Source organism: Gracilibacillus alcaliphilus (assembly GCF_016909015.1).
Lineage (GTDB): Bacteria > Bacillota > Bacilli > Bacillales > Amphibacillaceae > Gracilibacillus > Gracilibacillus alcaliphilus.
Window position 1 is genome coordinate 84,793 of the sequence record NZ_JAFBFA010000010.1, and the last position, 21,243, is coordinate 106,035.

At 38.7% G+C, this 21,243-nt stretch carries 20 protein-coding genes and 1 other annotated feature; of the genes, 16 read left to right on the top strand and 4 right to left on the bottom strand.

The genetic code is table 11. From position 1 onward, the window contains the following. Positions 1–9 precede the first annotated feature (9 nt). Positions 10–585: a TVP38/TMEM64 family protein gene (locus tag JOD18_RS09700; RefSeq protein WP_204668817.1), complete on the top strand. Its 576-nt coding sequence runs from the start codon at positions 10–12 to the stop codon at positions 583–585. Positions 586–587: 2 nt separating this feature from the next. On the opposite strand, the gene JOD18_RS09705 is transcribed toward JOD18_RS09700, so the two are convergent. Further along, entirely contained in the window at positions 588–971 is a 384-nt protein-coding gene (locus JOD18_RS09705) for a sigma-w pathway protein ysdB (RefSeq protein ID WP_204668819.1), read from the bottom strand. 146 nt (positions 972–1,117) lie between these two features. Between JOD18_RS09705 and JOD18_RS09710 the strand changes: the two genes are divergently transcribed. Beyond that, complete coding sequence (locus tag JOD18_RS09710; RefSeq protein WP_204668821.1) at positions 1,118–1,603, top strand: dUTP diphosphatase; 486 nt, start codon at positions 1,118–1,120, stop codon at positions 1,601–1,603. A gap of 21 nt (positions 1,604–1,624) precedes the next feature. Continuing rightward, entirely contained in the window at positions 1,625–2,707 is a 1,083-nt protein-coding gene (locus JOD18_RS09715; protein WP_204668823.1) for a M42 family metallopeptidase, read from the top strand. Between the two features lie 198 nt (positions 2,708–2,905). On the opposite strand, the gene JOD18_RS09720 is transcribed toward JOD18_RS09715, so the two are convergent. Together JOD18_RS09720 and sspI are read right to left on the bottom strand one after the other, a co-directional pair. Further along, the gene (locus tag JOD18_RS09720) at positions 2,906–3,601 is read right to left on the bottom strand and encodes a lytic transglycosylase domain-containing protein (protein WP_420827793.1); all 696 of its coding nucleotides are present in this window, start codon (positions 3,599–3,601) and stop codon (positions 2,906–2,908) included. A gap of 131 nt (positions 3,602–3,732) precedes the next feature. Next, entirely contained in the window at positions 3,733–3,939 is a 207-nt protein-coding gene (sspI, locus tag JOD18_RS09725; protein ID WP_204668824.1) for a small acid-soluble spore protein SspI, read from the bottom strand. 89 nt (positions 3,940–4,028) lie between these two features. Between sspI and JOD18_RS09730 the strand changes: the two genes are divergently transcribed. From JOD18_RS09730 to JOD18_RS09790, 13 genes are all read left to right on the top strand, one after another. Continuing rightward, positions 4,029–4,769 (top strand): TrmH family RNA methyltransferase, encoded by a 741-nt coding sequence (locus tag JOD18_RS09730; protein WP_204668826.1) that lies wholly within the window; start codon positions 4,029–4,031, stop codon positions 4,767–4,769. Between the two features lie 127 nt (positions 4,770–4,896). After that, positions 4,897–5,136, top strand: a binding site (T-box leader). A gap of 475 nt (positions 5,137–5,611) precedes the next feature. Beyond that, positions 5,612–6,646, top strand: a complete 1,035-nt coding sequence (gene pheS, locus JOD18_RS09735) for a phenylalanine--tRNA ligase subunit alpha (RefSeq protein WP_204668828.1) — start codon at positions 5,612–5,614, stop codon at positions 6,644–6,646. A gap of 12 nt (positions 6,647–6,658) precedes the next feature. Continuing rightward, positions 6,659–9,085, top strand: coding sequence for a phenylalanine--tRNA ligase subunit beta (gene pheT, locus JOD18_RS09740; protein ID WP_204668830.1), 2,427 nt, complete (start codon positions 6,659–6,661; stop codon positions 9,083–9,085). A gap of 201 nt (positions 9,086–9,286) precedes the next feature. Next, complete coding sequence (locus JOD18_RS09745; RefSeq protein ID WP_204668832.1) at positions 9,287–10,210, top strand: ArsR family transcriptional regulator; 924 nt, start codon at positions 9,287–9,289, stop codon at positions 10,208–10,210. Positions 10,211–10,657: 447 nt separating this feature from the next. Continuing rightward, positions 10,658–11,965: an extracellular solute-binding protein gene (locus JOD18_RS09750; protein WP_239588034.1), complete on the top strand. Its 1,308-nt coding sequence runs from the start codon at positions 10,658–10,660 to the stop codon at positions 11,963–11,965. Between the two features lie 176 nt (positions 11,966–12,141). Continuing rightward, on the top strand, positions 12,142–13,014 hold the full coding sequence (locus tag JOD18_RS09755) for a carbohydrate ABC transporter permease (RefSeq protein ID WP_204668834.1): 873 nt from the start codon (positions 12,142–12,144) through the stop codon (positions 13,012–13,014). Beyond that, entirely contained in the window at positions 13,015–13,860 is an 846-nt protein-coding gene (locus JOD18_RS09760) for a carbohydrate ABC transporter permease (protein WP_204668835.1), read from the top strand. 18 nt (positions 13,861–13,878) lie between these two features. Beyond that, positions 13,879–15,642, top strand: coding sequence for a glycoside hydrolase family 2 protein (locus JOD18_RS09765; RefSeq protein WP_204668836.1), 1,764 nt, complete (start codon positions 13,879–13,881; stop codon positions 15,640–15,642). Between the two features lie 236 nt (positions 15,643–15,878). Further along, on the top strand, positions 15,879–16,484 hold the full coding sequence (locus JOD18_RS09770; protein ID WP_239588035.1) for an ATP-binding cassette domain-containing protein: 606 nt from the start codon (positions 15,879–15,881) through the stop codon (positions 16,482–16,484). 178 nt (positions 16,485–16,662) lie between these two features. Next, positions 16,663–17,427 carry a hypothetical protein gene (locus tag JOD18_RS09775; RefSeq protein ID WP_204668837.1) on the top strand — a complete coding sequence of 255 codons (765 nt, stop codon included), beginning with the start codon at positions 16,663–16,665 and terminating at the stop codon, positions 17,425–17,427. A 276-nt stretch (positions 17,428–17,703) separates the two neighbouring features. After that, entirely contained in the window at positions 17,704–17,868 is a 165-nt protein-coding gene (locus tag JOD18_RS09780) for a MerR family DNA-binding transcriptional regulator (RefSeq protein WP_239588036.1), read from the top strand. Positions 17,869–18,215: 347 nt separating this feature from the next. After that, positions 18,216–19,403 carry an ABC transporter permease gene (locus tag JOD18_RS25000; RefSeq protein ID WP_420827794.1) on the top strand — a complete coding sequence of 396 codons (1,188 nt, stop codon included), beginning with the start codon at positions 18,216–18,218 and terminating at the stop codon, positions 19,401–19,403. Positions 19,404–19,517: 114 nt separating this feature from the next. Beyond that, entirely contained in the window at positions 19,518–19,832 is a 315-nt protein-coding gene (locus JOD18_RS09790; RefSeq protein WP_204668838.1) for a DJ-1/PfpI family protein, read from the top strand. 403 nt (positions 19,833–20,235) lie between these two features. On the opposite strand, the gene rnhC is transcribed toward JOD18_RS09790, so the two are convergent. Further along, a complete protein-coding gene (gene rnhC, locus JOD18_RS09795; protein ID WP_204668839.1) occupies positions 20,236–21,171 on the bottom strand; it encodes a ribonuclease HIII in 936 nt (311 codons plus the stop codon). Between the last annotated feature and the right edge of the window lie 72 nt (positions 21,172–21,243).

Here is a 21,243-nt window from a genome sequence, read left to right on the forward strand (position 1 = left end):
GTGATGGAAATGGCGGTGGAACTTATCAGTCAATTACAGGTGAAGGAGAGTTATGTGTTAGTGGCACCTATTTTATTTATTCTCGTACATCTGTTGCGTCCAATCCTGTTTGTTCCGGTATTAATGGTTTGTGTAACAGGAGGGATGTTATTTGGTTTCTTGGCAGGAAGTATTTATTCCATCATTGGTTTAATGGTTTCCAGCATTAGTTTCTATTTTCTGATCAAACTTTTGCCGATGTTAGAGAAACATTGTAAAAAGATTGAAGAGAAATGGCTGAAAAACCAAATAAATTTGAATACGTTTCAAATTATGATTCTAAGAATGCTGCCATTTGTACATTTTCATTTGCTTTCTTTTTGCATCTATAAGAAATCAACTAATTTTGCCTGCTATTTGCGCACAACGCTTATATCAGTCATTCCAGTTGCCATTATCTATACCTTATTAGGGCAGTCGATTCAAACCGTATCGATCTATTACGCCATCCCAATTGTAGCTTTTATGCTCCTGCTGACCTATCTTGTCAGAAGAAAACAAGCCATCATCAAATGGCAACAATTTTTCTCTGAAACTGCTACTTAGTGTTATTTGAGCAGCAGTTTGTTCATTGGATATCTCCATTCAATTTTGGCATGAGGATAACGAATTAAAATCTCTTCTTCTAAAAAGTACATATCCTGCCGGTCAAAACCCTGAAGATTGTCAGGGTTTTTTACATGCATCACAATATTAATCACTTCAAATGCCTCATCTGTTGCCCCTAAATATTTCTCTCCTTCAAATTGATAACCTTTGTAGGTAATGAAGAAATTATGTTTGACATCGTCGTTATGATCCAGAAAATAAAACTGATGTTTTTTTTGTGCTATCGCTAATTTACGATTAGCGCTCCCAAAATATTTATAAACAGTATAAATGAGTATAATAATAGCTGCTAAGATTAATAACCGAAAAAGAATGATAATCATTTTTCACACTCCTCACAAGAAAAGGACTCGTTAGTTTATTTACGTATTCAAACAAGCATAGGTTTCAAAAAAATAAAAGAAACATGTTATAATGAAAAAGTATTGTATTTATAACTTGTTAAGCTGTAAAGGAGTAACAGAATATTATGAATTGGCAACCATTATTTGAGATGCAAAAAGAACTCGACCAGTATATTGTAACACAACACGATTTGCAAAATGAAAATGTTTTTGATAAAAAGGTATTAGCATTACTCGTTGAGGTAGGAGAGCTTGCTAATGAAACAAGATGTTTCAAGTATTGGAGCCTTAAACCTGCCAGCGAGAAATCAGTCATCGCAGAGGAATATGTAGACGGTATTCATTTTATTCTGTCATTGGGATTAGATCTCGGTGTAGAGGCCTATCAATCAAAAGAATGGGACACCGATCAAGATGAAACCGTATTATTCCATCAAATCTTCCAATCGATTACTCAGTTAAAAGCAAAGCAATCATTGGAAGCTTATCAAGAATTGTTTGATACATATGTGAGTTTAGGCCAGGTGCTTGGTTTTTCACCTGAGGATATAAAAAAGGCCTATATGGATAAGAATAAGGTTAACTTTGAGAGGCAGAATCAAGGTTACTAATAATCGATTGGAGGAAGGAAAATGGCAAATAACGAACAATTAAAGATGTTAAAAGAACTAACGGATGCACGTTCCATTCCTGGTGATGAAAAAGAAGCACGTGAGGTAATGAAAAAATGGATTACTCCTTATGCCGATAAAGTGTACAATGATCACCTAGGCAGTTTGATTGCGGAGAAAACAGGAGATGAGAACGGTCCAAAGATCATGGTAGCTGGCCACTTAGATGAAGTTGGTTTCATGGTGACGCGTATCGATGATAAAGGATTTGTCTATTTCCAAACTGTTGGCGGCTGGTGGAACCAGGTTATGCTTGCTCAGCGTGTGACTGTTTTAACAAAAAAAGGAGATGTAACAGGAATTATTGGATCCAAACCACCACATATTCTTTCGGCAGAAGCAAGAAAAAAACCAGTCGAAATTAAAGATATGTTTATTGATATCGGTGCGACCAGTAAAGAGGAAGCCGCTGAATTTGGGGTGAAGCCAGGTGATTCGGTTGTTCCTTATTTTGAATTTACACCGCTCAAAAACGAAAAACTTTTATTGGCAAAAGCTTGGGACAATCGCATTGGCTGTGCAATCGCAATTGAGGTGTTACGTCGTTTGGATGGCGAGAAACACCCTAACCGTGTGTATGGTGTTGCCACTGCTCAAGAAGAAGTAGGTCTAAGAGGAGCAAAAACATCTGCTCATACAATTGAACCGGATATTGGTTTTGGGGTAGATGTAGGTATTGCAGGGGATACACCAGGTGTATCAGCGAAAGAAGCCGACAGCAAGATCGGTGATGGTCCTCAGATCGTACTATATGATGCAAGCATGGTATCGCATAAAGGTCTGAGAGATTTGGTGATCGAGACGGCAGATAAGCATAATATCCCTTATCAATATACGTCTATGCCAGGTGGTGGAACAGATTCTGGTTCTATTCACGTAACGGCAAGTGGGGTGCCTACCTTGTCCATTACAATCGCGACCCGTTATATTCATACTCATGCAGCGATCTTACATCAAGATGATTTTGAACATGCTGCACAACTAATTGTGGAGGTTATTAAACAATTAGATAAAGATACGGTAGAGCAGATTACATTTGCTTAATTGGTTGAAAAGAGGTTAGGGAATAGTATAATAAGTGAATCAAAGATAGCAACAGTAAAACCGAAGAGTAACGTCTCTTCGGTTTTACTTTCATCTTCTCATTTTTTAGCGCACAATGAAAAAGAGGGATTGCTCGTGAAGTGTTGTAGTAAAAAACAGGTTGTTATGAGAAGATTGGTTTTAATTATTATTTTTATACTATCCTAAATAGGTACCTAATACCTTCTTTACATAAGCTTGTGTTTCGGAAAACGGTGGAATGCCATTATATTTGTCCACATTACCTGGTCCGGCATTATAAGCAGCTAAGGCAAGGGTCTTATCCCCTTGATAACGATCTAGCATTTGTTTCAAATACTTGGCGCCGCCAGTAATATTTTCTAATGGATTAAATGGGTTGGTTACACCAAGTCCGCGAGCGGTCGCTGGCATTAATTGCATCAGCCCTTGTGCCCCGGCATGACTGACTGCATTTGGATTATAATTAGATTCTGTTTGAATCACCGCATCAATTAATTTAGCATCGATATTAAATTGCGCCACCACTTTTTCTATCATATCCGCAAGGCTGTTATTGCTGGCATGAGTTGGCCTGGTTTCAAAGGAAGCTGTTTGAGCAGCCGGCATTGTTTGCTGTATAAGAGCTGGTGTGTCGAAACTGCCAAGCCTGTCTCTGATGGACATGCCGGTTTCCATCATACTATTCGCTGGCATATATGTAGGGAACATAGGCTGATCAATGGTTGATAAGCCGGCGTTATGCTGCATTATCTGACGAATCGTCTGTCCAAAATCAGCTGAAAATTCACCTGTGTTTGGTGTAGCTGGTGTATGTGTTAAAGCTGACATAGCTTGGGTCTGCATCAAAAAATTGGTTGAGTCAATATTCACGATCTTAACTCCTTTTATAGAGATTATCTATGTCTAATATACCATTTTTCGTAAAAAAAGCAATGATCGTATGAATAATACCTTGAATATAAGAACAACGTATCATCATGATACGTTGTTTCATAAATAACTCCTTATTGGATAGCGTGTTCTATCGTTTTTAATACCTCTGTCTTATCTGCTTCATCAGCTTCTTTCCAGTATAACTCAAATAAGACACCCAGCCCTGGCAGCATTTTCTCTTCACCGCTTTGAATGGCATCCACAATAGTGGCCTCCAAATCATTTGCTGTATTTCCGCTTATATTTGCAATAATTGCTTTACGTAAATTTAAATCCATGAAATTCACCTACCTTCACTTTTTTCTAGTTTGACCGAAACAGGGCATAATATGTATGATAGGTATATCAAATAAGGGGAATGAGCAGAATGTTAACATCCGTAAAAAACGAAAAAGTAAAAAATTGGCGTAAACTGCATAAGAAGAAGACGAGAGATCAAGCACAGGCCTTTCTGATCGAAGGCTTTCATCTAATCGAAGAAGCACACTGCAGTAATTGGGAAATACTCGAAATTATCTATCAGGCTGACGTTGAGGTAAACGAAGAATGGCTTTGCTATCCACATTATCAAGTAAGTGACCATGTGATGGAGGCGATCAGCGAAACGAAGGCACCTCAAGGTATAATGGCCGTTGTTGCAAAGAAAGACGCCAGCAATTTAGAAGTGAAGCGGGCCTTATTAGTGGATCAAGTACAAGACCCGGGTAATTTAGGAACGATGATTCGCACGGCCGATGCGGCAGGATTTGATACCGTGATATTAGGAAATGGCACGGTTGACCTATTTAATGATAAGGTTATCCGTTCTACCCAGGGATCGCTCTTTCATCTGCAAATTACAGAAGCCGATTTATTAGCGGAAGTGACCAGGCTTAAACAGGCAGGTGTTGCCATCTGGTCAACTGGTCTAGATAATGCTCGTTACTATCATGATATTCCCATACCAGATAAGCTTGCCATTATTGTAGGGAATGAAGGAGCTGGAGTAAGCCCCCAGCTAATGGAATTGGCTGATCAGCATATAAAGATCCCGATTTATGGTCAAGCAGAATCCTTAAATGTCTCAATAGCCGCTGCTATTCTTATGTATGAAGCGGTGAAAAAATAGCCAGTCATTTGCAAAGATGTTAATTTTAGAATGCAATATCGCTCTATATGGTAAAGCGGCAAATTTTTCTGAAAATAAACTTGCAACAAAGGGAACAGTTGCTTATACTAGATACAGGTTAATATGATGAATAGCTGTGAAAGAGCTAGTACATATGTGGCTTATCGTTTACAGGAAAGAAACACCTTGGATTGCGAGTGTTTCTAACGATCACATATCGAAGTTTCACTCTGGAGCTGACACTTGGACCTTGCTGTAAAGCAGTAAAGGTGTTCCGGTTTATACCGTTATTTTGATTGCTTGAGTGGATATAGTATGTGCTATATCAACAAGGGTGGTACCGCGATATAATCATCTCGTCCCTTTTTTGAGGGAGGGGGTTTTTTTATTGTCTAGGAAGTTATAAAATACTCGCTTGTGGATAACTATTTGCAAACGAATAGCCACGTCTAGCTCCGAGCGCTCAGCAACTAGCGCAACTTCCCTCAGCTTCGTACGATAAAGAAGACTTGCTGATTGACGAAGTCAGAGGCTTAGTCGCCCTTTCATCGGCTAAAGGCGGTCACGTCCTGTGACCAACGCCGATACTAGAACCTCTTGTTCGTCGTGCCCTTGGGTGAAAGTTAACATCGGCTCCTTACGTCGCCGTGTTGCCTTTATCTCCTACGCTTTAGTCCAGTTCGTACGTTGCTGTGACGTACAGGATGTGTTAATGCAGGTGTTGCGACACGATGTCGCGATTTTAATCTGTAAGAGCGCTCTGCGCTTTTGTTTTGTTTGCAGCTAATCAAAGAAAGCCATAAACGGTGAAACAGCCAACATTTTAAAGGAGGTAGTGATGAATGAAAGAGCAACTACAAGCTTTACAAACAGAAGCATTAGAAAAAGTCACACAAGCTTCGTCAAGAAAAGAATTGCAAGATGTCAGAGTAGCCTATCTGGGAAAAAAAGGTCCTATCACTGAAGTATTACGAGGGATGGGGAAATTATCGAAGGAAGAACGGCCGGTGATTGGTGAGCTTGCCAATACGGTGCGCGGAGCAATTGCTGAGGCCATCAATCATAAACAGGCTGTGATCGAGGCAGCCGAACTAGAGAAACAACTAGCAGCAGAAACCATTGATGTAACATTACCGGGACGCCCAGTGCCGACCGGAGGCGCTCACTTGCTTACAACTATTGTAGAAGAGATTGAAGATTTGTTTATCGGGATGGGCTTTGAAGTAAAAGAAGGTCCAGAAGTGGAAACAGATTATTTTAATTTTGAGGCATTAAATTTACCTAAGGAACACCCTGCTCGTGATATGCAGGATTCTTTCTATATCACGGAAGAGATTTTGATGAGAACACATACGTCACCTGTTCAGGCGCGGACGATGACAGCCATTAAAGACAAACGTCCAGTAAAAATGATTTGTCCAGGTAAGGTGTATCGCCGTGATACCGATGACGCAACACATTCACACCAGTTTACCCAAATTGAAGGGCTGTTAGTCGATAAGAACGTACGTATGAGTGATTTAAAAGGTGTGCTGGACCATTTTGCGAAGCAAATGTTTGGGGAAGATCGTGAAATTCGTTTGCGTCCCAGTTTTTTCCCGTTTACAGAGCCATCTGTGGAGATGGATATCTCCTGTAAAGTGTGTAATGGTAAAGGCTGCAGTGTGTGTAAGAAAACCGGCTGGATTGAGATTTTAGGAGCTGGAATGGTACATCCGCGTGTATTAGAAATGGCTGGTTATGATCCTACGGAATACAGCGGCTTTGCTTTCGGGATGGGACCAGAGCGGATTGCTATGCTGAAATATGGTGTCGATGATATTCGTCATTTCTATACCAATGATATCCGGTTCTTAAAACAATACCATAAGCAGTAAGGAGGAAAAAGGATGTTAGTATCATTAAACTGGTTGAAAGAATATGTAGATATAGATCAAATATCTGCCGAAGATTTAGCGGAACGAATTACCAAGACAGGAATTGAAGTAGACGGTCTGGAATATTTCGCAAAGCCGGCAGAGAATGTAGTTGTCGGCTATGTTGAATCTTGCGAAAAGCATCCCAATGCCGATAAATTAAACCTTTGTCAAGTAAATATCGGCGAGGAAACGTTACAAATCATATGTGGGGCTCCTAATATTGCTCAAGGTCAGAAGGTTGCAGTGGCCAAACCAGGTGCCGTCCTGCCGGGGAATTTCAAGATCAAAAAAGCTAAGCTTCGCGGAGTGGAATCAAATGGGATGATTTGTTCGCTGCAGGAACTTGGTGTAGAGGAACGCTTTGTTCAGAAAGAATTTGCCGAAGGAATCTTTGTATTTCCGAATGATGTCGAAGTGGGGACAAATGTTACTAAGCTCTTAAACCTTGATGATGTAATTATTGAGTTGGATATTACACCAAACCGTGCTGATGCATTCAGTATGCTAGGTGTAGCTTATGAAGTGGCAGCTATCTTAGATGTGCCGATCCGCTTGCCGCAATCTAATTATCAGACAAGTGATGCATATGCAGAAGATATCGTTTCCGTAAAGGTAGAAGCAAAGCAACAAAATCCATATTACGGCGCCTTCTTGCTCAAGGATGTTCAAGTCGGGCCATCACCATTATGGATGCAAAATTATTTAATGGCAGCCGGTACCCGTCCGATAAATAATGTGGTTGATATTACAAACTATGTCTTATTAGAATATGGGCAGCCATTACATGCCTTTGATTATGATAAGTTTGGTTCTAGTGAAGTTGTGGTACGAATGGCTCAAGAGGGTGAAATACTTACCACACTTGACGATCAAAAACGAACACTAAGTGCAGAACATTTAGTGATCACTAATGGAAAAGACCCCGTTGCCTTAGCAGGTGTAATGGGTGGTGCTGATTCAGAAGTATCAGACCAAACAACAACCGTTTTATTGGAAGCAGCTTACTTTGACGGTCAGGCAGTACGTAAAGCTTCTAAAGATTTTGATCTGCGTAGTGAAGCAAGTACCCGTTTTGAAAAAGGGATCGATCCCAACCGTGTAGTTTTAGCGGGCCAGCGAGCCTGTCAATTGCTTCAGGAGTATGCAGGAGCTACTGTGCTGTCAGGTGTGGCCGAGTTCGATTCATTTGATTATTCGGAGAAAGTAGTGACAATTTGGACTTCTACGATTAATGATCGTTTAGGAACAACGATTAGTAATGAAGAAATTGCCGATATTTTACGCAGGCTTCATTTTAGCTACGATCAGGATGGCGAGACATTTAACGTGTATGCCCCGACCCGCCGTCAGGATATCGTTATTTTTGAAGATATGCTGGAAGAGATTGCTCGTATTTACGGATATGATAACTTACCATATACCTTGCCAACAGGAGCCGTTCAGGCAGGCGGGTTAACTAAACGTCAGCAGTTAAAACGAGATATTCGCAAATTTTTAGAAGGGGCAGGTTTGTCTGAAACAGTAACTTACTCTTTAACTAGTAAAGAACGTGCCAGCCAATTGGTGAGTCCAGAAGTGGCTGATGAGGTGGTATCTACGGTTCCCCTAGCGATGCCAATGAGCGAAGAACACAGTACGCTTCGTTTAAGCAGCTTGCCTGAAATGTTAAGTTCTGCTGCCTATAACTTAGCTCGTAAACAAGCTAATCTCGCTTATTATGAGATAGGCAGTGTGTTTATTGCAAAAGAAGAACAAATAACAAAACAGCCGGAAGAGAAGCTCCGATTGTCAGGTTTGTTAACTGGAGAGTGGACCACGCATCCATGGCAGCAAGAGAAGAAGGCAGTCGACTTCTTTGTTGCAAAGGGAATTCTAGAGGCACTATTTGATACATTGAATCTGGAGGTAACTTATCAGCAGGCCAGTTTAATGGATATGCATCCTGGCAGAACAGCACAGCTGTTTATTGGAGAGCGTCCGATCGGTTTTATTGGACAGATACATCCACAGCTTCAAAAGAACTACGATCTAAAAGAAACCTTTGTTTTTGATATTGATTTAGAGTATATATTAGATATCCATCAGAATGATCCCAGCTTTGTGAAAATTCCTCGTTTCCCAAGTGTGACGAGAGATATTGCTTTAGTGATCGAGGAATCTGTACCTGCTGGTGTGCTGCAAGAAACCATTTTGCAAGCCGGTGGTGAACTAATTAAAGATATTCAAGTTTTTGATGTTTACCAAGGGGAGCATTTAGAGGCTGGTAAGAAATCTGTCGCCTTTAGCTTGTTCTACCAAGATCCAGCCAGAACACTGAAAGATGAAGAAGTAGAGGCTTCTTATCAAGCCATCTTAGAGGCTGTGAAAGAGAGGCACCAGGCGGTTATTCGAGGGTAGGGAATTACCATAAAGGAGACTGCCATCAGTGGGGTGTGCTGGGGTAAAAGGTACAGTCTGAGTGGAGAGACCGCAGTCGTCAGAACTGTGGTCTCTTGTTTTGCTCTTCATTTCTTGTATAATAGAGCCTTTTCATATAAAATATTTATATTAATACAAAAAAAGGAATGGGAATTCGGTTAAAAAGGTGAGGTGTTGCTTGTGCTTGAGCTGTCAATTAATAATCCAGAACAACTACAAAAGGTATCCCATGCCTTATCTTCTAAAGTGAGAATTCAAATGATTGAACTATTGAACAAGGATAATTTAAATGTACACCAATTATCTGAGGCGTTGGAGATACCTGTTTCTACTGCTGCCTCTCATGTAAAGGTGCTTGAAGAGTCGGCTTTAATTGAAACGGAGCTTCGACCAGCCAGTCGCGGGGCGATGAAGGTGTGTACACGAAATTTCGATGATATCCATATTATTTTAAACCAGCAGTTTAAATCATTAGATCAGAAACAATCTTATGAAATGGAGATGCCGATTGGTCAATTCTTCGATTTTCAAGTAGCACCTACATGTGGGATGGCGAATCAAACTGGTGTCCTCTTTCCGGAAGATGAACCTGTCTATTTTTACAGCCCGCTTAAAAGTGAAGCGCAAATTATTTGGACGCGAAAGGGTTTTTTGGAATATCGCTTTCCTATCATTATTGATAAGCAAGCTACGATTGAAAATATCCAATTTTCGCTGGAAATTTGTTCGGAAGCCCCTAATTACGACCATAATTGGCCATCTGACATTACGGTTTGGATTAATGGAGTAGATATTGGTACATGGACCAGCCCGGGTGATTTCGGTGACCGTCCAGGTAAATTAAACCCGAAAAATTGGGCGGAGACTACCAGTACACAATATGGCAGTTTGAAGACATGGAAAGTAACACAGGAGCAAACAATGCTCGATGAAATTCGTCTGTCTGATGTTGCGGTTGCTAATTTGCATTTAATGGATCGCGATTTTGTAACTTTTCGTGTGGGAATCAAAGAAGACGCCATTCATAAAGGCGGCTTTAATATTTTTGGTAAGCAATTTGGGGATCATAACCAGGATATTAAACTGAAGGTACAATATAAATAATTATCATAAGGATGAAATAGATAAGCACAAAAAGAGTCTGCTGGCTCTTTTTGTGCTTTTTTACTGCCAGAAATTATAGAATCCTTGCTGGTGGATACCTATTTGTCGAAGGATAGTCACGTCCAACTCCATACGATAAGTCAACATGCAACATCGGTTCTTAATGTCACGGTGTTTCCTTTATCTCCTGTACTTCAGTCCAGTTCGTACGTTGCTGAACGGGCGCTTTGCGCTTTTCTTCCTGTGCAGGAAAAAGAAATAGGGGAATGTTCGGCAAAATTCTGCTTTATCTAAAATATTCTGATAAAGAACAAGATTTTTGTATTAAATAAGTATTTTTTGAAAATTAAATTGACATAATGGTTTTGAAAGCGTATACTCAATGTGAAAGTTCTTGTATTTATATATTAATACCAAAAAGTTGTAATAAAAGAGGGGGGAACACCTTTGAAAAGTCGGTTTATATTGATTTGTCTTATGGTAAGCAGCTTAGTATTATTAACAGCTTGTTCTCATTCTTGGCTTTTTAGCAGTCTATCCTCAGATGGTGTGAACAAAACAGATGACGGAGCAACTGAAATTGTCATGTGGAATTTGTTTGGTGGTGGAGATGCTGAGTTTATGCAAGAAATCGTCGATGCATTTAACGAGAGTCAGTCTGAGTATTATGTAAACAATATTATGCAGGAATTCGATGAATATTACACGAAATTATTGACTAGTATGGGAGCGGGAAGGGCTCCAGATATTGCGATTGCACACGATTACGTCCTGCCCGAGTTTATTCATCAAGATTTGCTCTTTGATATTGGTGAGTTAGATACAACAGGGATTATGCATTGGGAGGACTTTAACGAGAATATACTGCAGGCTACCATATTTGAGGGACAACACTTTGCCGTACCGATGGATACCCATGCGATGATTATGTATGTAAATAATGAACTTGTAGAAGAGGCTGGATTACTCAATGGTGATGGCTCGATAGCAATGGACATGTCACCAGAAGGTTATGTCGATTTCTTTGTCACCTTAAAGGAAGAATTGGATGAAAACCATATCCCATTTGCCTTCTCTACAGCTGGAAGTGATCCATTTTGGTTATGGTGGGCTTTCTATACACAATTAGGTGGAGAACATATCTTATCGGAAGAAAGTTTGGATGAAACCCATTATATGCTTGATGAAGAAAAAGCAATCGAAGCAGCTGAGTTTGTACGCGGTTTATATCATGAATATGAAGTAATTCCACTTAATCAAGCCGATTTCTATGGAAACTTTCAGTCGGGAGAAGCAGCTGTTATTAAGACTGGTGTATGGGCAACTGGAATATGGGAAACAACCGATGGACTTGACTTTACCCCGCTGCCGGTTCCGACTGTCTTTGATGAGGATGGTGTATGGGCAAGTTCTCACACATTTATCCTGCCAGCTTCAAACCACCCAAATGAAGAGGTATTGACAGGTGCTCTTGAATTTATGGAATTTGCTGCAGATCATGGCGAAATGTGGGCTCAGGCAGGACATATTCCTTCTAAAGATACAGTTATAGAATCGCAAGCCTTTCAAGAGATGCCATATAGAAGTCAATATGCCGAAGTGGCTGATTATGTAAATTTCTTAGATCAGACTATTTATACCCGAGGTTTACAAACCGTTGTACAGGAGAGCCTTGATAGAGTTTGGTCTGGCGATATAACTCCAGAAGAAGCGATAGAGAGGATAGAAAGAGATGTACAAGATTTAATTGAATAGCTTCTTTTGGCGCATTGTTAGCAACTCGTTGTGCCTCATGCTGACGTACTAAGAGATGAACACCTCTTGGTGGATTGAAACCTTGTAATATGTTGCTTGCAGTGGGGCAGTTGGGCGTGATCAACTGAAATCTCGCTTTGTAAATGATTGGAGAATTGAAAGAGAGGGGTATAGGTATGAAAAAACCATGGAAACAAGATTTAAAGGCAGTACCATTTCTCCTTCCGTTTTTTATCGCATATTTTACGTTCACTATTTTACCAATTTTTAAAGGTTTGGAAATGAGTTTATATGACTGGAACTTGGTCGGTAAATTAGATTTTGTCGGATTAGCTAACTATACAGAAATGGTGATGGACAACAGATTCTGGCGTACGCTGGGAAACACGACATTGTTCGTAATATTAACTACACCAACAATGGTGATTTTAGCGCTTGTGTTAGCCTTATTAGCTAATTTGAATACAAAATTGAAAACATTTTTTCGAAGTTCGTTCTTTTTACCAAGTATTTTAAGTGTGTCGGTTATTTCTTTCTTGGCGATATTTATGCTTCAGCCTTACAATGGTTTCATCAACAATATTATTCAATCGTTCGGTATTGAGGCAGAACCTTTTTGGATGGCCGATCCTGTCTTAGCTTGGGTTTCTATCGTAGTAGTGACATTGTGGTGGACGGTCGGCTTCAATATGATTTTATTTTTAGCTAGTTTGCAAGATATACCGGAGGCCTTATATGAGGCAAGTGAAATAGATGGTGCGACAAGGTGGGAACAATTTAAATATATTACGCTTCCACAATTAACACCTATTAGCAAAGTCATTTTATTACTGCAAGTTCTGGCTTCTTACAAAGTATTTGCCCAAATCTTGCTGATTACTGGCGGTGGACCTGGCGGGGCAACCAGGCCATTGATTCAATATATCTATGAAGCTGGTTTTACACAGAATAATTTAGGATATGCAGCTACCATGTCTTATGCCTTGTTTTTTATCTTGCTAATCCTTTCGATAATTCAACTTCGTTATCAAAGATCGGAGGAGAACTAAATGAGTAATTCCAAGTTGCTGTTAAGAAACCGTGACCCTTATCGTGGATTAAAGGTAGCAATTGGTGTGCTAGTGTCGATTCTTTTTATCGTCCCCATTATCTGGATGTTATTTGTATCGATCAAGCCGAATGGATTTGCCACATCGAATCCGTTGGATTGGTTTGCACCGCCTTTTACCATAGCTAATTATATTGATCTTATTTGGAACAGTATGATATTGCAGTGGGTATTGAATAGTTTTATTGTAGGAATTCTTACAACGGTTATTACATTAATTATTACGTCACTGGCTGCTTTTGCTATTTCACAGATGAAATTCCGCTTCAAACGGTTTATTTTTATCTTTTTCTTACTAGGATTAATGATACCGGGAGAAGCGACCATTATACCATTATATGAGATTGTAAAAGCGATGAATATGATTGACACTTACGAGGGGTTGATTTTGCCGATGGTGGCCTCACCAATTGGTGTCATCATCCTGAAAAGTTTCTTTGACGGTGTTCCGAAGGAAGTGGTGGAAAGCGCAAGGATAGATGGCTGTTCCTATTTTAAGCTTTATTACAAAATTGTGCTCCCATTGGCTAAACCGGCATTGGCGGCTATCGGTATCTTTACCTTTATTGGTTCTTGGAACAATTTCTTATGGCCGTATCTGTCGATTCTTTCAGAGACACTGTATACTTTACCAGTAGGGTTACCTGTTTTTAACTCTGCTTATTCACAAGCCTATGTATTACCAATGACTGCCAATGCTATAGCATCATTACCAGTCATTGTTGCCTTTTTACTATTTGAAAAGCAAATTGTAAAAGGAATAAGTTTTACAGGAATTAAGGGATAAAAGGAGGAGCTATTCATTATGACAAAACAAGAAGTATTTCAACGAACTGATTATCCAAGACCACAATTTCAAAGAGAAGATTGGATTAATTTAAATGGCTCTTGGGAATTTGCCTTTGATGATAAGAATCAAGGGGAAACACAACAATGGTTTAAAGACAAAACCTTTGATCAACAGATTCAGGTGCCATTTACTTATGAAACAAAGGCCAGCGGTATTGGTGAAGAGACATTTCATCCTTATATCTGGTATAAACGTAATTTTGATATTCCAGAGCAAACAGATAAGAATGTCATTCTTCGTTTCCAAGCTTCTGATTATCTGACAAAGGTCTGGATTAATGAAAGCTATGTTGGAGAGCATCGAGGAGGAAATGCGGCCTTTTCATTTGATATTACCAATCAGGTCAAAACAGGTCAAACCAATCAAATCGTCGTCAAGGTAGAGGACAGCGACAGCTGTTATCAACCACGCGGTAAGCAGCGCTGGATCAAAGAGAATTTTGGCTGCTGGTATGTACAAACCACAGGCATCTGGCAAACGGTCTGGATTGAATGTGTACCGAAACAACGTATAGAACATGTGAAGATGGAACCGAATATTGATACACATTCGATCTCCTTTACTTATCAATTAGCGGGTGAGGCAGGCGATGATTGGCGGATCGACAGTGTAATTTCCTTTGATGGTCAGCTGATAAAAAAAGCGTCTGTTTTCCCGCAGCGTAATCAAGCGAGACTGGAAGTAGATGTATTGGCTGAATTCCATGAATGGAAATTGATGCTGTGGTCACCGGCACATCCTCATTTATATGACGTTACTTTCCAGCTTTATGTAGGAGATCAGCTGGTTGATGAGGTGGAATCCTATTTTGGTATGCGTAAAGTATCGATCAAGGATGGTCAAGTATTATTAAATAACATTCCTATTTATCAGAAACTATTATTAGATCAGGGGTATTGGCCGGAAAGTTCGATTACACCACCTTCTGAGGCAGCGATTATTGAGGATATTGATAAAACATTGGCAATGGGCTTTAATGGTGTCAGGAAGCATCAAAAGATTGAAGATGATCGCTTTATGTATTGGTGTGATAAGAAAGGTGTCCTTGTGTGGTCAGAAATGGCAGCTACTTATGAATACTCGGATGAGGCAGTTGATAATTTCACCAGGGAATGGCTTGATATTGTCCAACAGCGGTTTAATCACCCGTCTATTATCACATGGGTGCCATTTAATGAATCGTGGGGTGTTGCGAATATTTTTACAGACAAGAAGCAACAGGCCTTTACAGAGGCGATCTATTATTTGACGAAGTCGATCGATGCGGAACGGCCGGTCATTGTAAATGACGGATGGGAGCATACGATTTCCGATATTATCGCCTTACATGATTATGAGGAATTTGGTGAGGAATTTATCAAACGTTACCAAGAAAAGGAACAGATATTAGGCAACAAGATTCCGCATAATAATGGTAAATATGCCTTTGCAGAAGGTTATTCTTATCAAGGCCAGCCGGTGATATTAACCGAATACGGTGGAATTGCCTTTCAGCATGAAAGCGGCTGGGGTTATGGGAATCAAGTAAGCTCAGAAGAGGCATTTTTGAACCGATATCGTGACATTACCAATGCGATCAAAGCAATTCCTTATATCTCTGGTTATTGCTATACACAAACTACTGATGTCCAGCAGGAAGTCAACGGTTTGCTGTATGAAAACCGTGAACCGAAAATAGCGATGGAGAAAATTAAAGAAGTGAATGATATCAAAAGGTAAGTTTTGGTATATTCTATGAATGAAAAGCCTTGTATACTAATAATGTGTACAGGGCTTTTTGTTATGGAGAGGTATTCTTTTTGCCAAACATTTTATATGAAAACTCTGATCCAAATTAGTAGGGCGACTCATGGGCAGCGATGTCTATCAGGATATATTGGTTTTGAACCCACTTGAAAAAAATTTAAAACTTTTCTGAGGCATATTTCGAATATACAGAGGAAGGGTGTGATGGCTTGCTTGCCCCTAATGGTGCGGGCAAAACAACACTGATGAAAATGCTGGTTACATTAATGGAACCAACTACTGGCACAATTCTATATAATCAAAAAATGATCACCTCATTAGGTGAGTCCTATCGTGAGCAAATTGGCTATCTGCCGCAGCAATTTGGTTATTATAAACATTATTCGCCAAAGAAATATTTACGCTATTTGGCCGCATTAAAGGGAATGGACAAGCGGATAGCGGATCAAAGGATTGACGAAGTATTACAAATGGTTGCCTTGACAGAGGTCAAACATAAAAAAATGCGGCAATTCGCTGGCGGGATGATCCAGCGGGTAGATATAGCTCAAGCATTGCTGGCAGATCCAAATATTCTGATTTTGGATGAACCAACAGCTGGATTAGATCCAAAAGAACGGGCGCGGTTTCGCCATCTGCTGGCAGATTTGTCTCGTGAGCGGATTATCATTATTTCTACACATATTGTCTCGGATATTGAGTCAGTTGCCAACCAAATTATTATGCTGAAAAATAAGCGAATCTTGCATAAAGCAGACCCAGCTTCGATTTGCAGTACATTGGATCAGAAAGTGTTTGAAACTGTATTGACCTGAACAATTAACAAGTTTTCGGAAACAATATCTGACGATAGCTGAAAAACAGGAAAATGGTCAAATGCTGGTTCGTTTTATGGCAGACAGAGAGCCGGCAGCTGATTGGCAGCCTGTATCTCCGCAATTGGAAGATGTCTTTCTTGTTTCTTATCCTGATGAGAGCCCAGAGGATGAATAAATGGCTATTACTGGGTTAGAGATGAAGAAAGCATTATTTTCACCTGTAATGATTGGTTTGCTGCTGTTATGTTTAGCTGTCAATATATTAACAATTATGGATCAAGCTTATCAAAGGGATGATCTGAAAGTAGCTAATAAGATTGTCCAGCAATACGGAGTTCTTGTCCAAGAGGAGACACTAAAGGAGTTGGAGCAGGATGTAACAGACCAACTTCGGTTACTTGGCTATTCAGAGATCGAATCATTGCTGGAAGAGCTGGCGGCCGGAGATGGTGAACAGGTCTCAGAAACGGACCAGCAGCGGCGTCATGAGACTGCTCTGCTTACTAATTACATCCAAGCGGGACGAGCGATGGAATCTGACTATTTAAGCATCTCTATCGCGGAATTACGTGATGAATTCCTGCAATCACATCAGCTGCCAAATTGGCTGGCTGATTATATGACAGACCAATTTAATCGATGGCAGACACGTTATACAGAAATTGTGGAAACGAATGAATATAAGCAATGGTTTTTTCTCGGTAATTATCACATGCATAGTGAATTATTCCGAACATTGATCAAAACAATTGCTTTACAAGGAACTTTGCTTGTTACTTTATTGACTGTATTAATCGCTAATTATGAATATGATCATAAAAGCCAGCTGGTTATTTATGCATCTAAAAAAGGTCGGCATTTATTGTGGAATAAATTAGCTGCCAGCTTATTAGGCAGCTGCTTGCTTATGCTGATATTGTTTGGCTTATCCTTCCAATAAGGAACCTTATTTTTGGTCCCGCAAGCAAAGGGGCATCCCGCCTATACGATGCTGCTTTCGATTTCAAGAATGAAGTTACAGGGGTTTTTATAAACAAGGGCAAAGAAACTGCGATCATATTCTCGGAGCATGAGGCGACGGTGCTTAATCGACTGTATGATATTTACAAAAATGAGTTTCTCGATTAGATTTTAATTAAAATCTATTTGTAGGTTGCATAACATACTACGTATAGAAATCTTAAATGCAATAAAAATCAAGTTAATGGGTGATGATTTGGGTACTTATTCTATCAAGCAAGTTACCGAGAAAACCGGATTAACCGATGATGCAATCCGTTATTATGAAAAGATCGGCCTGCTTCCTTATGTAAAAAGACAACAAAATGGACATCGAATATACGATGAAGAAGATACAGAGATAATATTTAGGGAGAAATAACTCCCTTTTTTTCTTCAAGATATAATTGTTTTGCCGTTTAATAAATGTAGATTTCGGTATTATTAGGGTAAATGTATGGATATATTGCATATTGAGATATTTTTATTCAATAAATTCCTTTAAGCTTGTTCAACGGGTAGGTGTCAATGAAGGATTATTTGTTCTTTGTAGCGAATATAAGGAGTATAAACTCAAATAAGGTCGGAGAAAAATGGAGTAGGTTCATACCATTGGTCCCCATTTATGCGAGTATGCAATTCAATTCTTTAAAAACAATAATGTTAAAGAATACAATCTTCGTGTGCCATTAGAATATTTTTCAAAGAAAGTATGGGGTATTAATCGATATAAAAACATTATGGGGTTTAAGGGTTCAGGAATTTTATAGAAAGATGTTTAGGTACTATTCAATAATTGGCCAAAGTGTTGTTTATTTTTTTCTAATCATTAGTAGTATCTTTATCTATTATTTTAATTTATTTCTTCAGTGGATACCTCCTCAAATATCTGTTGAAGTAATCTTATCATTATTTATAACCTTTATTTTAATACAGCCAAAAGTTCGTACATTTATCAAAAGGGCAGATATAATCTTTTTGTTACCATTAGAAGTGAAATTGAAGTCGTATTTTATTAAATCACTTGTATATAGTATTGTTATTGATGTAATTAAATCGCTTAGTTTAATTATCATTTTAATATCCCTATTTTTACACACAACGAATATAAGTCTTCCAATCTTCTTTGTTATAATGGGGATTGTTTCTTATAACATTTTAATGAAGTGGATTGAACAATGGTTAGAGAATCATGTACAACTTTTGTTACATAGGTTGAATAAGTTTTTTTCAATATATTTAATGTGTTATTTTTTGTTTAAAAATGGCTGGATTTTTGAACTTACTTTAATGAGTATAAATTTCGTCTATTTAATTTACTTTATAGGAAAAAAAAGAAATTTGAATTGGCAGTGGCTAATAGATGAAGAAGAAAGAGCCTTATTAAGAAATTTTAAATTTATTAACTTTTTCATGGATGTCCCTAATCTTAAACGTTCTTTTCGGAGTAGACGAATGTTCTCAATGATTCTGAAAAGGTGTATCCCATATAGTCAGAGTAGTACACTCATATATTTATACTCACACTTGTTTGTAAGATACAATGATTACTTTTACCTTTATTTAAGACTGACTGTAATTGGCATATTTGTTAATTATGCAATGCCAACAAGTGGGTGGGTTTTTAATCTCCTAATTCTATTTATGACAGGATTTCAAGTAATTCCCTTGCAATATGAGATGAAACAAACTATTTTACTTTATCCTGTTTCTAAATCCCAGAGAAAGGATTCTTTCTTAAAGTTTGTCTCGGTTATATTATATATACAATTTTTTATTCTATATTTCGCAATGTTCATCCATACTTCTACTTCAAAAATATTCTCTCTTGTAATTGGAACTTTATTTGTTTATGTATTTGTAAACTTCTTTATATCAAAGAGGGTCAATGTCTCAGGTAGTGCATTTAACGAATAGCTCGGTATTCAACTAACATCTATCATGCTGGTTCAAATTGATTCAAGTAATGTTATTTATAATCCTTTTCCATACATTTTTATCCATATAACAATTCCCAAAACGTTGATATTAATGGATTACGATGTATTCAATACACTTAGAGCTTACCTGTATATTTCTAAAAACCTTAAGATAAAGGATTGGATAGTCAAACACAAGCATATTGAATACATATGTACCGTCTGTACGGGAGCTTATATTTTAGGCGAAACGGGATTGTTGGATGGAAAGAAAGCGACTACCCACCATTTAGCTTTAAAAATATTGCAAGAAAAGTATCCTGAAATTCGCGTGTTATCAGAACATAAAGTTGTACATGATGGTAATATCATATCGTCTGGCAGGGTATCTTCAGGAATTAATATGGCACTGTATCTTGTTGAGTGAATTATGGGTAAATCTGTTGCTGAGAGCACAAGTAAAACTATTGAATTTATATAATAGTTTTTTTATTCACGTAAATTCTTAGCTGTAAACTTGATCAATATTTTTTTATAAGTTCTTTTTAGAGATGAAATGATTTTTTGTACGTATTCAAAAACCTCATGTCCAATCCAGAAACTATAATAAATGGATATGTTTGTGTGTGATTACGTTCCATTCGTATAAAGCTTTGGCCTCATACGAATGGGTCAAACCAAAAGGAAGATAAGAAAGCATGGCTAACATTTTGATAAGTCTCGGCTATTGATTAGTAGGGGACGTGTGAAATGACAGTCTTGGTTTATCAATCGACAAGACAAGGTACATCATCACTAGTTGGTGCCCTTTTTATTAAACCTATCATTCCTTATTTCACCAACCGCAATGCTTTGTCTGTATTGGCAAAATGCATCTTTGCAATAGCATGTAAGCTTTCTAAGCCATTTTTTTTAATCAAGTAAGCGGCCGTTTCATCGACGCGGCTGGAAGCTCCTTTAGGAATAGTAATACCATATTGCCCTGATAATTGATCCATTGCTTTGACAAAACGAGAGCGTGCAATAATTGAAGCTGCTGCCACAGCTGTAGAATGGCTCTCTGCCTTAGTCATAAAATATGTCCCTTTGGCAAGTTGGAGATTTTCTTGCCGGATGTGTTTAATAAAGGAAACAGGCTGGCAGAATTGATCGATGATAATGCCCTTCACGTCTGCTGGGTTGATTTTATTCATCAGCTTATTAATCGCATGCTGATGGAGCATGGCCTTCATCTTGCCTTGATTCCATCCCTTTTGCTGCAACTTGTTGTATTTGGTGTTGTCCAAGGTTAATAAGGTGTAAGGTATTTTTAATTGGACCAGCTCTTTGGCAAGGCGATCGATATTCTGATCGTTAATTGTTTTGGAATCGGTAATACCCATTGCTTGAAGTGGCTCCACCTTGTCTTCTGTCAGAAAGACCGCACTCACCGTAACTGGTCCGAAGTAATCTCCTGTACCAGCCTCGTCTGTTCCGATATGTGCTTGTTGAAAAAGGGCAGCAGGAGGTGCATAATCATGGTCATTCACTGTTTTTATTCTCGACTTTTCTGGCCTATTCACAGCAGTTTTTGCCCATTTGTCTGCCTCTGTCTGAGCCGCTTCTCCTTGAAACATAACTTTTCCTGATTTATAAGCTGTAATCGTTGTATTATTTTTTTTAGCCAGGAAAAGACTATTTGACGGAATTTTGATAATATATTCTTGATAGTAATTTTTTATCTTATGTATTTGATCCAATGAAAATTGCAGAACGATATTTGACAAGCAACTCTTCCTTCCTATATATGATTAGTAAAACCTAACTGAAAATGATCAAGGTCATCTGCTTTTGTTATC